A 14,477-nucleotide genomic window follows, 5' to 3' on the forward strand; every position below is an offset into this window, starting at 1 on the left:
GTCATAAATGATTGCTATTATTGATTATGGAGCCGGAAATTTAAGAAATGTGCAACACGCCTTATCTTTGTTAGGTATTGAATGTAAAATAACAGACCAACCCTTTGATTTGCAAAGTGCATCTGGAATTGTTTTGCCAGGTGTTGGGGCATTTGGTGAAGCTATAGGGAGGTTAGGTGAAGCTGGTTTTATAGATGAAATTAAGTCACAAGTTAGCCAAGGGAAACCACTTTTAGGTATTTGTTTAGGAATGCAACTATTGTTTGAAAGAAGCTTTGAACATGGGGAGCATGAAGGTCTAGGTTTAATTAAAGGTGATGTTGTCCGTTTTAATCATGATTTAAAAATTCCACACATGGGATGGAATCAGTTAAACCTTCATAAACAGTACTGTGATTCGACCATTAATCAAGAAATTCAAATGGGGGATTATGTTTATTTTGTTCATTCGTATTATGCAAAGCCAAAGTATGAGGAAGATATATTACACGAAACGGATTATGGTTTTTCCTTCACATCAGCTGTTAAGCGTGGTCATATAATCGGCATGCAGTATCATCCAGAAAAAAGTGGTCGCGTTGGTATGCAATTGTTGAAGAATTTTAAGGAGATGATGAGATGAGAGTATTTCCAGCTATTGATTTGATTAATCAACAATGTGTTCGGTTAAAGCAAGGTGATTATAATGTGCAAACAATATATGGAAATCCAGTTGAGATGGCAAACGAATGGGTAAAAGAAGGTGCTAGCTTTTTACATATCGTTGACTTGGATGCTATTAAAGGGGATTACTCTAAAAATTTTGGAGTCATTAAACAAATGATTGAAGAAGTTTCGATTCCTGTTCAAGTTGGTGGTGGAGTTAGAAATATAGAAAGAATTAATGAATTACTCGATATAGGTGTAGATCGTGTCATATTGGGTACTGTGGCAGTTAAAGATCCTGATTTTGTAAAAGACGTTGTTGAACGCTTCGGCGGGGAGAAAATTATCGTTTCAGTTGATGCACGTAATGGTTATGTTGCAACAGATGGTTGGATTGAAATATCTAATCTTAAAGCAATCGAATTTGCTTACAAGTTACAAAAGGCAGGGATTCAATCAATTGTTTACACAGATATTGCGAAAGACGGTATGCTACAAGGGCCGAATTTAGAGGCTTTATTTCAAATGAACAATCTAACAGAGCTAGAAGTAATAGCTTCAGGTGGCGTAACATCAATTGAGGATATACGTGAATTAAGTAAGGCTAATATTTATGGTGCCATTGTCGGAAAGGCCTTGTATGAAGGTAAGATTTCTTTATTAGAAATTATGAAGGAGCCGTCAATATGTTAGCAAAACGAATTATTCCTTGCTTAGATGTTCAAGATGGAAGAGTTGTTAAGGGGAAGAGGTTTACCAATATAGAAGATATCGCAGATCCTGTTGAGCTTAGTAAACGATACAGTAAGCTTGGGGCGGATGAGTTAGTATTTTATGACATTACAGCAACACATGAAAAGCGAGGAATTTTTTTAGATGTAGTCAAGCGTGTAGCAAAAGAAGTCCATATCCCTTTTACAGTTGGTGGCGGAATTCAGTCAGTTGAAGACTTCAGAGCGGTATTAAATGCCGGAGCGGATAAAGTCTCTGTTAATAGTGCTGCTGTACAAAATCCTTCATTAATAGATGAAGCTTCTGTTCGTTTTGGTAATCAATGTGTCGTTTTATCTATTGATACTAAACAAGTAGATGGAGAATGGATGGTTTTTGTAAAAGGTGGACGTGAAAATACAGGTCAAAACTTGTTTAGATGGGCACAAGAAGGTGAAAGACGTGGTGCTGGAGAGATTGTTCTAAATGTTATGGACACTGATGGAGTGAAGCAAGGTTATAACAACGAAGTCATGGCTCGGATAAGTGAATGTGTTAATGTCCCAATTGTTGCATCTGGTGGTGCTGGAGAAATGAAGCATTTCCGTGATGTTTTAATAGATGGGAAAGCCGATGCAGCTTTAGCCGCTTCAGTCTTTCACTTCGAAGAGATTGATTTACAACAATTAAAGCAATATTTATATAACCACGAACTACCGATCAGGCAGGGGTGATTTTTTAATGGAGAAGTTAAGTATTCAGTTTGATGAAAAAGGGTTGATCCCGGCTGTCATCCAAGATGTTCGTAGTGGTGAAGTCCTTATGTTAGCTTATATGAATGAAGAGTCTTTTCGTAAAACAATTGAAACGAAACAGACATGGTTTTATAGTCGGAGCCGTCAAGAATTGTGGCTTAAAGGAGCGACTTCAGGTCATACCCAGTATGTAAAACAGCTTAGTTATGATTGTGATCAAGATGCTTTACTCGTACAAGTTGAGTCAAATGGTCCTGCATGCCATACAGGGAAGAAAAGCTGTTTTTATCGTCATGTGAATAAAATGATTCATTAACTTATAATCGCGAGGTCATTCATCAAGTTTTTGAGTCGATTCACAACCGTAAGGAAAATCCAAAAGATGAATCATACACGAATTACTTATTTGAGGAAGGCCTCGATAAGATTTTGAAGAAAATAAGTGAAGAGTCAGGAGAAGTTTTAATTGGTGCTAAAAATAATGACAATGAAAATTTAGCAATGGAATTAGCTGACCTTACTTATCATTTGCTTGTCTTGATGGCTGAAAAGGATATGCCGATTGAACGTGTGAAAGAGGCTTTAACCAATAGGGTGAAAGGTGATGAGGATGAGTAAATTTTGGAGTCGAACCGCAATTGAAGCGAACCCTTATGTTCCTGGAGAGCAGCCTTATGAAGTGGATATTGTTAAGTTAAATACCAATGAAAATCCGTACCCACCTTCACCTAAAGCTCTAGAAGCTATGAAACAAATGGTTAATAGCGACCTACGGAAGTATCCGACGCCAACAGTTAACTCGTTGAAAAATGTAATAGCAGATCGTGAATCGGTAAATTATGAGCAAGTCTTCGTTGGAAATGGATCAGATGAAGTGTTAGCCTTTGCATTTCAAACGTTTTTTGAACCGAACGAAGCGATTAAATTTCCAGATATTACGTATAGTTTTTACCCTGTATATGCGAAATTATATAAAATTCCATATCAAGAGGTGCCATTACAAGAAGATTTCACAATAGATGTCGAAGGGATGAAGCGTTCTACGGGTGGTGTGATCTTTCCAAACCCAAATGCTCCAACAGGAATTGCTTTACCTATAGAATCGATTGAAGAGATTTTACAAGGTAACTCTAACAATGTCGTAATCATCGATGAAGCTTATGTTGAATTTGGGGCAGAATCAGCTGTTCAGTTAGTTGATTATTATCCGAATTTACTCATCACAAAAACATTATCAAAATCGCATGCGCTAGCTGGTATACGTGTAGGTTATGCGATTGGTCACGTGAAGTTAATTGAAGGGATTGAACGTGTGAAAAATTCATTTAATTCTTACACGATGGATCGCATTTCAATAAAAGGGGCAGAAGCGGCATTAAGAGATGAGGCTTATTATGCTAATGTCCTGGATCAAGTGGTTAAAACACGTAGTTGGGTAAAAGAATCTTTGAAAGAACTTGGGTTTTTAGTATTAAACTCAAATGCTAACTTTGTATTTGTTCAGCCTGTTGGAATAGAGGCATCAGTTTTATACAGGATGATGAAAAAGGAAGGAATTTATCTCAGATATTTTAACAAGCCGAATTTGGATAGTTACATTAGAATTACAATTGGAACAAACGAAGAGATGGAGGAGTTGGTGAGAAAGGTAGAAAGGGTGTTAAATCAACAAATTAACTAGGTTTAGTAATGACCTCTTCAAATTAACAAGACGAACGCTGGTTAACTAGCGCTCGTCCTGTTACAGTTATTCTTTTAATTTAACCAATCGTAAAGCGTTTAGTGTGACGAGTAAAGTAGCCCCCATGTCTGCTAAGATAGCGATCCAAAGGGTAAGCCACCCCGGTATGACAAGAAGAAGGGCTAGGGCTTTTGTACTAAGGGCGAAAATAATATTCTGTTTGATGATATTAAGTGCTCTTCTGCTTAGACGAACAGTATATGGAAGCTTCGTTAAATCATCTCCCATTAAAGCTATATCCGCTGTTTCTAAAGCAGTATCTGTTCCAGCGCTACCCATTGCAATACCCACATCTGCAGTCGCTAATGCTGGTGCGTCATTGACACCATCACCAACCATGGCGACTTGCCCGTAATGCTCTTGTAATTCTTTAACTTTCATCTGTTTATCTTTCGGTAACAGTTGTGATAAATATTGCTTAATCCCTACTTGATTACTAATTGATTTGGCGGTTTCTTCATGATCTCCGGTTAGTAGTACAGTTCGCCTTAAACTTAACTTGTCTAATTGTTGGATCATGTCACTTGCCATTGAACGAACCGCATCAGCAATGCTGATCAAACCAAGAATACGATTATTTTGACTCATTAGAATAACAGTGTGTCCAGTTTGTCTAGCTTCATGGATGAGTGCTTGTTCTTCAGTCGTTAAGTCATTAAACATTGAAGGGCTACCAATTTTGTATTCATCGCCATTAATATAGCCAGTAACACCTTTTCCTGTTATCGATTGAAAATCCTCAACCTCAAGGTCATTGGGTATGTTAAACCAGTCCTCTGTATAGTCAGTAACGGCTTTAGCTAGAGGGTGTTGTGACATGACTTCTAATGCTTGGGCTTTTTGGAAAAACTGTTCTGCTGAGAGATTTTCATCAAACAAGTGGTAGTGTTGTACGACTGGTTTACCTTCTGTAACGGTGCCAGTCTTATCAAACGCGATTGTTTTGATCTGACCAAGCGCTTCTAAGTATGCTCCACCTTTAATAAGAACACCATTTCTAGCAGCACTACCAATCGCTGTTACAATTGCTACGGGTGTTGAAATAACTAAAGCACAAGGGCATCCGACGACTAATACAGCTAACCCTTGGTAAATCCAAGTCTCAAAGCTTAATCCAAATATAAATGGTGGGATCGTTGCAACACCTAAAGCAACTAACATGATTAATGGTGTATAATAAGCGGCGAATCGATCGATAAATTGCTGAGCTGGCGCTTGGTCATTTTGGGCTTCTTCAACTAAATGAATAATTTTGGCTAACGTGGTGTCTTTGGCTAGCTTTTGAACATTAACTTCTAAGTAGCCTTCTTCATTTAATGTTCCAGCAAAAACTTCGTCATCTTTTGATTTAAAAACTGGAACAGATTCACCTGTAATCGCTGCTTGGTTGATTGATGATTCACCTTTTAATATGTGAGCGTCAACTGGAATTTTCTCACCTGGTTTAATGATGACAGTGTCTTCGATTTGAAGGTCTGATACATCAATTTCAACTATTCTCTGGTCACGAATAACCCGCGCTGTGTTAGGTGCAACTTCCATTAAGGACTGAATCGATGAGCGAGCGCGGTCGATTGAATAGCGTTCTAGTGCTTCACTAATAGCGAATAATATAACGACAACAGCGCCTTCTACCCATTCACCAATAATTGCAGCGCCAATAACAGCAATCGTCATTAACGTTTTCATATCAAACCGTAGTTTAAATAAGTTCCTTACACCTATATTTAATAATTGGTAACCCCCAATGGCAATAGAGGATAGAAACATACCTGTTGTAATCGGGTGGTTATCACCTAATTGAAATAATAAGTAGATGCCAATCATTAATAATATAGCTGAGACGATAATGTGCCAGTTAGATTTAATGGTATTTAATTTTGGTGGTTGTTCTTTATGACTGTATTGTTTTGAAATTGATAAATTTTCAAATGCACCTGCTTTTTTTAATTGTTCAACTGTAGCATCACCATAAACTGTGATTTTTGATGCACCAAAATTAACTTTAGCATCCGCTACAGCATTAAGGTCTTTAACGTTGTTTTCGAATGTTTGAGCGCATGATGTACATGACATACCTTTGACATAGTAGGTTTCTTGATGCATTAGGATTCCTCCAGTTCGTGCTGGTGTGCAATGGCAATATTAATTAAACTGTGCACGTGATGGTCATCAAGTGAGTAGTAAATGTTTTTGCCTTGTTTTCTAGCTTTAGCTAAACCGTGCTTTTTTAAAGTTCGTAAATGGTGGGAAGCAGTGGCAACAGATGTTTCTGTGATTACTGCTAAATCACAAACGCAAAGTTCTTTTTCGAATGTGAGAGCTTGAGCGACTTTCACACGGGTTGGGTCTCCTAATACTTTAAACAATTGTGCAACGGCTTGAATCGATGTTTGATTAACAGACTGATAAATAGTTTTTAATTGGTTTTCACTTATTTCAGAAGTACAGTTGGGGAGTTTCAACAGATACACCTTCTTTCATTCAAATGTTCGTTTGAATATATTATATTCAAATATATGTTTGAATGTCAAAAGAATTGCACTATCATTTCTCATTATTTAACATAAAGTTTAAAATCAGAAGTTAAGGGAGGTCGTTTTCATGATTAGAGAGGCAAGGAAGGAAGATTTAGATCAGATTGAAACGATTGTGAGTCATGCAAAAGTGATGATGGCTGAATCTGGTATGACACAATGGGGTGATACATATCCATTAAGAAACCATTATGAATCAGATCTAAAGAGGCATGAATTATTTGTTTATGAACAGGAGCAACAAGTCATTGGCGTTGCTTGTATAAGTAATGAGGGGCATGAGGAGTATAAAGAAATTAACTGGAGTGATGATTCGCCGTATTTATGTATTAAAAGATTAGCCGTGGACTTAAATAAAAGACATAAAGGAATTGGCTTAGCGTTTTATCGTTTTGCTGAAAACTTAGCTATACAACAAGGGATACCCTATATTCGTACCGATACAAATGGGGAAAATGAAGCGGCACTTAACTTGTTTAAAAAAGGGAATTACACACTAGTCGACCGTCAGCACCACGGCAATTTCAAAGAACCATTCTTTTATTACGAGAAAAAAGTTTAATGGTAATTTGTAAAAACACATACTGTAAACGAAGAAGCCCAGCTATGGATTTGAAGGTCCTAAGCTGGGCTTACTGATTATTTACTTGTTAATTCTAAGTACTCAGCTACATCTTTCTTACAAAGTTCAATCCCTTTTTCCCAGAACGATTCTTTCGTAATATCTTCACCTAAATGCTTCATGGCTAAGTCTTCTACCGACATTCTGGCAGTATCTTGAAGGAGCTCAATGTATTGATCTTCATAGCTTGTACCTTCTTCAAGTGCTTTCGCATAAATACTAAGTGAAAATAAGTAACCGAACGTGTACGGGAAGTTATAAAAAGGTACGCCTGTAATATGAAAGTGTAATTTATTCGACCAGTAGCTTGGGCTTGTTGAGTTAACAGCATCACAATAAGCTTCGCGCTGTGCTTCGTCTGTTAGTTCATTTAATCGACTTGCTGGTACAAAACCTTTTTTACGCTCTTCATAAAAGCGCGTTTCAAATAAGAACCGAGAATGAATGTTCATAAAGAATGCGACACTGCGCTGTAATTTATCTTCTAATAAAGCAATTTTGTCTTCTGTCGTTTTTGACTCTTTCACCGCAGCATCTGCTACAATCATTTCAGCAAACGTAGAAGCAGTTTCTGCGACGTTCATGGCATAACGACGATTAAGTGGATGCACAGGCTTTAGTGCAAATGAATGGTAAGCGTGGCCTAATTCATGAGCTAATGTCGCAACATTAGACATGGAACCACTATACGTCATAAAAATTCGTGATTGTTCACTTAACGGGAACCCTGTACAGAACCCACCAGGGCGTTTACCTGGACGATCTTCTGCTTCAATCCACGCATCTTTAAAAGCTGTTTTAGAAAAGTCGGCCATTTTAGGGCTGAATTGCTCAAAGTGCTTTAATATAAATTGAGCTCCATCATCATACGAAAGCTTTTGACTGTTTTCTTGTGTTGGTGCGCCTAAATCATACCATTCTAGCTTATCTTTACCGAGTAATTCGGCTTTTCGGTATAAGAAATCAACGAATGGCTGCTTATGCTTTGTAATCGCACCCCACATCGCATCTAACGTAGCTTGTTGCATACGATTAATATCTAAAGGCTCCTTTAATACATTGTCCCAGCCACGTTTTTTATACACGTTTAAACGGAAGCCAGCTAAATGGTTTAATGTATTAGCAAAAAGCGATTCTTTCTCTTTCCACGCTGCTTCTAACTTTTCATAGACTTGCTTACGAACATCGGGGTTTTCATGCGATAATAAATTGTTAGCTTGTCCAACTGATAACTCTTTTTCTTCACCATCAACAGTGACATTAACTGTCATATCACCAACAATGGTATTATACATTTGGCCCCAAGCGTGATAGCCATCAACAGATAAGGAAGAGATTAGAGATTCTTCATCTTCTGATAGTTGCTCTTGAGCTGCATCACGCCACTCATTTAAGACAAATGACAGTTCAGAGAGTTCCTCATGTTCAAGTAACCCTTTCCAAACATTTTTATCGGTTTGTGCAAGTTGTTGTTTAAAGCTATTAAATAAAGAGCCATAAGAAGCGGATAATTCTGTTACTTCACTACGCAAAGTACTGGCTTTATGGTCACTCATATTTTGCGCTTCAAGACATGAAATAAAAGCACCTGCCTGGCGGATCTTTTGACTAATGTCTGATCCTTCTTCAATTAAGTTCACTACTTCACTAGCTTCATTAACCGAAGTAGGTGTCTTAAATTGATTAAGCTTTTCTGTGAAGGATGCTAAATGTTCTTTTGTTTCATCCAGGTGACGGCGAAGCTCTTCAGATTCGCTTCCGCCTTTAAAGAAAACATCTAAATCCCAAACTACGGGGTAACTTGTTTTCGTCATTAAAATAACCTCCCAATACATTCGAAATTTTCATAATAATATAACTATAGTATAGCATAAAAGGTAGTCCGAATGAAGAATATTTCGAGTTAAGAAGTAATTAATTGTTGTAGTATCACTGACACCATTGCATCCTCCTGTTTAACAAGAAACAGCATGAGATGGTTGTGTAACTTGATCGACGTTTAGGGCTTTATCAGCGTTCGGGGAAGTTTTATCAGCGTTCGAGGAGACTTTATCAGCGCTCAGGCGTTTTTATCAGCGTTCGCGGGTCGTTTATCAGCGCTCAGGCGATTTTCTCATGTAGCGGTATCGAAACTAAAAAATCCGAACGAGTTCATTTATGATGAGTCGTCCGGATTTAAGAAGCTTTTACTTGTTTAAATCTTTTTTAGCTAAGTACCAGTCTATAACTTCAAGGCTGTCATCCTTAGCTCGCTCAGCTGCTTGTTGTTTTGAAGCAGGTGGTGGAACAATGACTTTGTCTCCTGGCTTCCAATCAGCTGGAGTAGAAACTTGATGCTCAGCAGTAGTTTGAAGCGCTTTAACGAGACGAACAATTTCATCCATATTACGGCCTGTAGTAAGTGGATAATAGATAATTGATTTGACAACTTGTTGATCATCAATGACAAACACAGCGCGATTAGTTTCTGTGCCACTATCATTTGGATGAATCATACCATACTTCTTGGCAACTTGCTGATCTAGGTCAGCTATTACAGGGAACTCAATTTCTACATTGAAATTCTCTTCAATATTACGTGCCCAAGCAATATGTGATTGAACACTATCAATGCTTAAACCTAATAATTCAGTGTTTAGCTCACGCAGTTGCGGGTAAATACTTTGGAATGAAACAAACTCAGTTGTGCACACGGGTGTAAAGTCTGCAGGGTGCGAAAATAATACAACCCATGACCCTTTGTAATCCTCTAAACTAATTTGACCATGTGTCGTTTTAGCTTCAAAACTAGGTGCTTTGTCCCCAATGCGAGGCAATTGAAATTGTTGATTTTCTTCTGACATAATATTCCTCTCCTTATACAAAAAATATTTATTCCTATAGGATTACTATGGTTTATTATACACTAAATATAACAAAAGTGATAAGAAATTTCACAATATTTGCATCAGAAATTAAAAAAGAGTTTGCACATGATTGGTGCAAACCCTTCAATTAAGAGGGAATTCATCTAAATGGACAAACTCATATCCCTCATCAATTAATTGGGGAATAGCATTCATTACACCGCCTCTAGTCCCACTGTCAGGCTGATTCATATGGAGAAGCGCGATGGAACCTGGTTCAGCTTGTAGTAAAGAAGATTCAACTTGATCGCTTGAATAAGTCCCACCTGCATCTCCTAAGACATTGTAGTTAACAGCATCTAGCTCCATGTCTTGTATCATTTGTACCGAAACCTCGTCAAAATAAGCTGTTCCAGACCTAAAGTAAGAAGGCGCTTGTCCAGTTAACTCTTTAATGTATTCTTGGTTTGTCATAACTTCCTCATAAACTTCTTCTGGATTGCTTGTTCCTTTAATTCCCCAAGCTTTCTGGCCATTAACAGAGAGAGGTAAATGGTCAGTCCCATGATTTTCAATTTGGAAAAGTGGATCATTAGCTAGTTCTAAAAATACTTCTTGATTGTGTTCAATCCAGTCTTTATTAACAAACAGTGTGGCAGGAATTTCTTGTTCAATTAAAAAATCGATCATTTCCTCATCATAACCACGCCCATAAGGTCCACCACAAGCATCAAATGTTAATGCCATAACTTGCTCATCTGTTTCAAGCTGTGTTTTAACGCCGGTAACGAATTCACCCCACTCCTGACTTTCATTTGAATACTGCTCGATGTCTAGGTCAATGGGTGTTGAGAACAAGTGGGTGGGGCTTGCTCGCTCAGTAAGTGAATGCTCGATCGTGCTGTGATCGTTTAAAGTTAATGACTTATTTTGATCGAAATTTGAACATCCAGCAATAAATACAAGGGTAAATAGTAAGATAAGTATCTTAAATTTCATTTCAAAACCTCTACTTCATTTAAAATGTTATGTGATTAAAATGAGCTATTAAACCTTTATGAGCACCTATAATTAATTGTCCGTTTTCTAATTGGAAGCTATTTTGATCAACACGTTTTAATTGAATAAGCTCTTCTAATAGTTGTGCGTACTCCTCTACATGATCTACTCCAATTTCAATTGATGTGAAGGGTGTCTCGTTAATTAGTGACTTATCTTTCGGTAAATTCCCTTCTCCACTCCACTCAATTAGAAAGGGAATAGGCGAACCTTCAGATGAAGGTTTCGGAAATAACATACGCCAATCTAATCTCGTTCCATCTAGCTTTTGACGACTACCAGGGAATGGACCTGCATATTCAATTCCTTTTTGATTAAACGAATTGATATAATCATCTAAGTAATTGACTCGTAAAGCAAATTGGATTGGACCTTCAATGTGATTCTTATTAGCTTTGTAAGTCTGTTGGATCAAAGGGTTATCAGATTGACTGGCTTGCTCTTCGTGTTCGATTCCTAACCATTCAATGTAGCTGTTGTTTTCCATGAATGCAAGGTAATTATAAGTTCCCCACTGTTCATGCTTTCCACCTGGTAATCCTGTTAGATGATGAAAAGTTGAAAACATCTCTTGGTGCTTTTTAGGGTTATAGGAATGGATAACAAGGTGGTCAAATGCAACCATAATAAACACTCCTTTTGATAGATTCTATTCTAATTGAAAAGCATTGGCTAACTTCTCATAGGATTCGAGACGTTTCTCAAATGGCGAGACGATTGTATTAACAATTACTTCATTTACTTGGAATTGTGCTGACATATATTCAAGCTTTTGTTTAACACCTTCTACACTACCAACAACCATTCTATTTCTATTCTCTATTATACGTTGTTGTTCAAAATGACTAAAGGATTGTTTACTCGCTACATCAGGGTTAGGGAAGTGCTCACGAATTTGTCCTTGATCTGCCATTAATAAGGCAACATCTAAGCTTGAAGCATAATATTCAGCCTCTTGTTCTGTTTTTCCAACCACAACGAAAACAGCAATACTAGCTTCTGGTTCATGTTGTAAAGGTGAAGGAATAAAATTATTATAATAGCGTTCAATAGCTGCTGGGCCGCCATCACCATTAATAAATTGTGCAAAAGTATAAGAGGTACCTAATTCACCAGCAACATGAGCGCTAGCCCCGCTTGAACCTAACATCCAGACAGGTGGAGTAGATTCACTCATAGGTGTTGCTTGGACTTGATAGCCTTCAGGGTCATTACCTAATATGTAATCGATTAGTAGTGATGCTTGTTGTGGATAGTGCTTAACATCAGGATATTTCCCTCTATTTAAAGCATAATTTACACCCGGCATTCCACCAGGCGCACGCCCAATTCCAAGGTCGATTCGATTGGGGTATAACGCTTCTAGTACACGAAATTGTTCAGCAACTTTAAATGGACTGTAATGTGGAAGTAAGACACCACCAGTTCCGATGCGAATTCTTTCGGTAGAAGCGGCGATTGCTGGTATGAGCATTTCAGGTGCTGATCCTGCTAAACTTTTCGTACTATGATGCTCACTCATCCAAAACCGCTTATAACCCAATTGGTCAACATGCCTGGCAAGTTGGATGGTTTGTTGTAAAGCTTCTTGAGGTGTGTGGTTTTGTAATAAAGGTGATTGGTCTAACACACTTAATTGTAAATTCATATTCGACACCCTTCTTTAATTAAGTTATGATTATAATTGTTTTAGATTTACGTTTAAAATTCAATCGATATGCATATAAGAGTGAGGGAAAGTGACAATGGGGACAAAAACTGTAACCTGTTATGGTTGTAATAAAGAAATTAAAGGTCGCTCTGAATTAATGACCGCTAATGTAAAAATGACAGTAAAGCCTTTTCATGAAGAGTGTTTTAAAAAACGTGTTGAAGAAAAGAAGGAAAGGGCTTCAATGTTTTTCGATGCGATGCCATTTAACGGTCGTTACGCAAATATCATGACATTAATTTTCGTTATTTTATTTGTAGCTTTTATAACATTTATTGAAGTTCCTTTTATTGCGGTTGTCTTAGTTTTAATTTATCCGATTTATCGCTTCATTAGCTGGATTACAATCGAACGAAAAGTACCCAGTAAAAGCTGATCTTATGATGAATGATGTGGGCAAAAAGGATGTAGAGTTGTTAACAATCGAGATGTAGTGATACCAAAACGCAAAAATCCGAACGAGTTCATTTGTGATGAATCGTTCGGATTTTCTGTTATTACCACTTGATTTTCTTTAATCTTTTGTTTTATTACCCGTGATCTTTAGCTAAATTTGATAAGCTTTCAGCCGCATCATTAACCTCAGCATAGGCTGCACTTAATTGTTCAACAACTTCATTAATATTAGCTAATTTAGCTTCCATTTCATCATTTAACGCTTTACTTTCGTGAGTGTTTGTTAAAATGTCGTCAAAGAAAGTATTTGTTTTCTTCATACTCTCAGTTCCATCTTTTATTAAACTAGTTGTTGCAGTAACATCCTTTGAAACTTGGCCGATTTGACGATTTGTTGTATTAATTAATTCAGTAATATTTTCAATCGATCCTTTTGTTTGATCAGCCAGCTTTTTAACCTCTTGTGCTACAACAGCGAATCCTTTTCCTAATTCTCCGGCGCGAGCAGCCTCAATACTAGCATTTAACGATAATAGATTCGTCTGTTCTGAAACGTCTGTAATAAAGTCTAGTATTTCATTGATTTGTGAAGAAGCTTCTTCAAGTTTAGTCATCTCTTTGTAAATGGAATTCATTTGCTGTTCAATTTCACCCATTTTATGTAACTGATCCTCTAAATCATCTTTTCCTGTATTCGATTGATCTTCAACAGTCGAAGCAGTCTCAACGGTTGTTTTAGAGAATGAGCGGATTTCGTTCGAGTGCTCTAATAATTGCTTCATCGCGACATCCGTTTGGTTTGAAATTTGAACAAGTTCATCAGACATTTGATCAATTTCTTGTAATAGTTTATCTTGTTTTTCATATTGTTCATCGCGTTCACGTTTATTTTCTTGTTCAAATGTTTCTAAAACAAGTTGCTGCTCGATATTCAATATTTTTGATGTTGCAGATAGTGCTTTGAAAATATCTTCTTGATGATCAAAATGGTCGAAATAAATACGCTGAAAAGAGTTTAATAGATCTTGGAATGCACATAAATACCACTTTGGCATTAATCCAATTTTAACGTGAGCGTAAGCAATATATTTACGCTGATCAACAAACTCATCATCAATTACACCATTAAACATTTCTTGAATATGTCGAGTCAGTGTTTCTTTAAGACGCTCTACTGAACTGTTTTTTTCAATAATTTGCATTAACGAAGGTTCGTGTTCAATGTTGTCATAAAACTGTGTTACAATCGCTTCAATATGTTCAGAGACAATGGGTTTTAATGACCTTAAAATGGATAAATCTTCTTTTGATAGATTGACCATACTTAGCTGTTTAGTTAGATCATTTTGTTTAGATGTATCAATGATCACATCACCTATGTACAAGTCAGCTGTTAATGTTGGCTCTATTTGTTTTTGAAGTTTAAACATGTCAACAACTCCTAAGAAACTAGT

Annotated in this window: 14 protein-coding genes and 1 pseudogene; 7 read left to right on the top strand and 8 right to left on the bottom strand. The window is 37.1% G+C overall.

Annotated features, from left to right (window positions below; translation table 11 throughout):
• Window positions 1-7 precede the first annotated feature (7 nt).
• The 5 genes and pseudogenes from hisH to hisC all read left to right on the top strand — a co-directional run bounded on the left by hisH (window position 8) and on the right by hisC (window position 3,792).
• Window positions 8-622: an imidazole glycerol phosphate synthase subunit HisH gene (gene hisH / locus ABDZ63_RS01895; RefSeq protein WP_343781404.1), complete on the top strand. Its 615-nt coding sequence runs from the start codon at window positions 8-10 to the stop codon at window positions 620-622.
• Window positions 619-1,338 carry a 1-(5-phosphoribosyl)-5-[(5-phosphoribosylamino)methylideneamino]imidazole-4-carboxamide isomerase gene (hisA, locus tag ABDZ63_RS01900; protein WP_343781406.1) on the top strand — a complete coding sequence of 240 codons (720 nt, stop codon included), beginning with the start codon at window positions 619-621 and terminating at the stop codon, window positions 1,336-1,338. Before hisH ends, hisA begins: the two co-directional genes overlap by 4 nt.
• Window positions 1,332-2,090 carry an imidazole glycerol phosphate synthase subunit HisF gene (hisF, locus tag ABDZ63_RS01905; protein ID WP_343781408.1) on the top strand — a complete coding sequence of 253 codons (759 nt, stop codon included), beginning with the start codon at window positions 1,332-1,334 and terminating at the stop codon, window positions 2,088-2,090. Before hisA ends, hisF begins: the two co-directional genes overlap by 7 nt.
• A 7-nt stretch (window positions 2,091-2,097) precedes the next feature.
• Window positions 2,098-2,729, top strand: a pseudogene (gene hisIE, locus ABDZ63_RS01910) (bifunctional phosphoribosyl-AMP cyclohydrolase/phosphoribosyl-ATP diphosphatase HisIE).
• Window positions 2,722-3,792, top strand: coding sequence for a histidinol-phosphate transaminase (gene hisC, locus ABDZ63_RS01915; RefSeq protein ID WP_343781410.1), 1,071 nt, complete (start codon window positions 2,722-2,724; stop codon window positions 3,790-3,792). The pseudogene hisIE and the gene hisC overlap by 8 nt, the downstream one beginning before the upstream one ends.
• A gap of 66 nt (window positions 3,793-3,858) precedes the next feature.
• On the opposite strand, the gene ABDZ63_RS01920 is transcribed toward hisC, so the two are convergent.
• Window positions 3,859-5,958 (bottom strand): heavy metal translocating P-type ATPase, encoded by a 2,100-nt coding sequence (locus ABDZ63_RS01920; RefSeq protein WP_343781412.1) that lies wholly within the window; start codon window positions 5,956-5,958, stop codon window positions 3,859-3,861.
• Window positions 5,958-6,317 (bottom strand): ArsR/SmtB family transcription factor, encoded by a 360-nt coding sequence (locus tag ABDZ63_RS01925; protein ID WP_343781414.1) that lies wholly within the window; start codon window positions 6,315-6,317, stop codon window positions 5,958-5,960. The genes ABDZ63_RS01920 and ABDZ63_RS01925 overlap by 1 nt, the downstream gene beginning before the upstream one ends.
• A 139-nt stretch (window positions 6,318-6,456) precedes the next feature.
• On the opposite strand from ABDZ63_RS01925, the gene ABDZ63_RS01930 reads away from it, so the two are divergent.
• On the top strand, window positions 6,457-6,951 hold the full coding sequence (locus tag ABDZ63_RS01930; RefSeq protein ID WP_343781416.1) for a GNAT family N-acetyltransferase: 495 nt from the start codon (window positions 6,457-6,459) through the stop codon (window positions 6,949-6,951).
• Between the two features lie 77 nt (window positions 6,952-7,028).
• On the opposite strand, the gene ABDZ63_RS01935 is transcribed toward ABDZ63_RS01930, so the two are convergent.
• The 5 genes from ABDZ63_RS01935 to ABDZ63_RS01955 all read right to left on the bottom strand — a co-directional run bounded on the left by ABDZ63_RS01935 (window position 7,029) and on the right by ABDZ63_RS01955 (window position 12,564).
• Window positions 7,029-8,825 carry a M3 family oligoendopeptidase gene (locus ABDZ63_RS01935; RefSeq protein ID WP_343781418.1) on the bottom strand — a complete coding sequence of 599 codons (1,797 nt, stop codon included), beginning with the start codon at window positions 8,823-8,825 and terminating at the stop codon, window positions 7,029-7,031.
• Between the two features lie 372 nt (window positions 8,826-9,197).
• On the bottom strand, window positions 9,198-9,854 hold the full coding sequence (locus ABDZ63_RS01940; RefSeq protein WP_343781420.1) for a peroxiredoxin: 657 nt from the start codon (window positions 9,852-9,854) through the stop codon (window positions 9,198-9,200).
• Between the two features lie 147 nt (window positions 9,855-10,001).
• Window positions 10,002-10,856 (bottom strand): polysaccharide deacetylase family protein, encoded by an 855-nt coding sequence (locus ABDZ63_RS01945; protein WP_343781422.1) that lies wholly within the window; start codon window positions 10,854-10,856, stop codon window positions 10,002-10,004.
• A gap of 19 nt (window positions 10,857-10,875) precedes the next feature.
• Entirely contained in the window at window positions 10,876-11,541 is a 666-nt protein-coding gene (locus tag ABDZ63_RS01950; RefSeq protein WP_343781424.1) for a VOC family protein, read from the bottom strand.
• Between the two features lie 24 nt (window positions 11,542-11,565).
• Window positions 11,566-12,564 (bottom strand): LLM class flavin-dependent oxidoreductase, encoded by a 999-nt coding sequence (locus ABDZ63_RS01955; protein ID WP_343781426.1) that lies wholly within the window; start codon window positions 12,562-12,564, stop codon window positions 11,566-11,568.
• A gap of 97 nt (window positions 12,565-12,661) precedes the next feature.
• Between ABDZ63_RS01955 and ABDZ63_RS01960 the strand changes: the two genes are divergently transcribed.
• On the top strand, window positions 12,662-13,003 hold the full coding sequence (locus tag ABDZ63_RS01960; RefSeq protein WP_343781427.1) for an LIM domain-containing protein: 342 nt from the start codon (window positions 12,662-12,664) through the stop codon (window positions 13,001-13,003).
• Window positions 13,004-13,157: 154 nt separating this feature from the next.
• Here ABDZ63_RS01960 and ABDZ63_RS01965 read toward each other — a convergent pair whose 3' ends face one another.
• Entirely contained in the window at window positions 13,158-14,453 is a 1,296-nt protein-coding gene (locus ABDZ63_RS01965; protein ID WP_343781429.1) for a globin-coupled sensor protein, read from the bottom strand.
• Window positions 14,454-14,477: the final 24 nt, after the last annotated feature.

Source organism: Alkalibacillus silvisoli (genome assembly GCF_039521975.1).
GTDB classification, from domain to species: Bacteria; Bacillota; Bacilli; order Bacillales; family Alkalibacillaceae; genus Alkalibacillus; species Alkalibacillus silvisoli.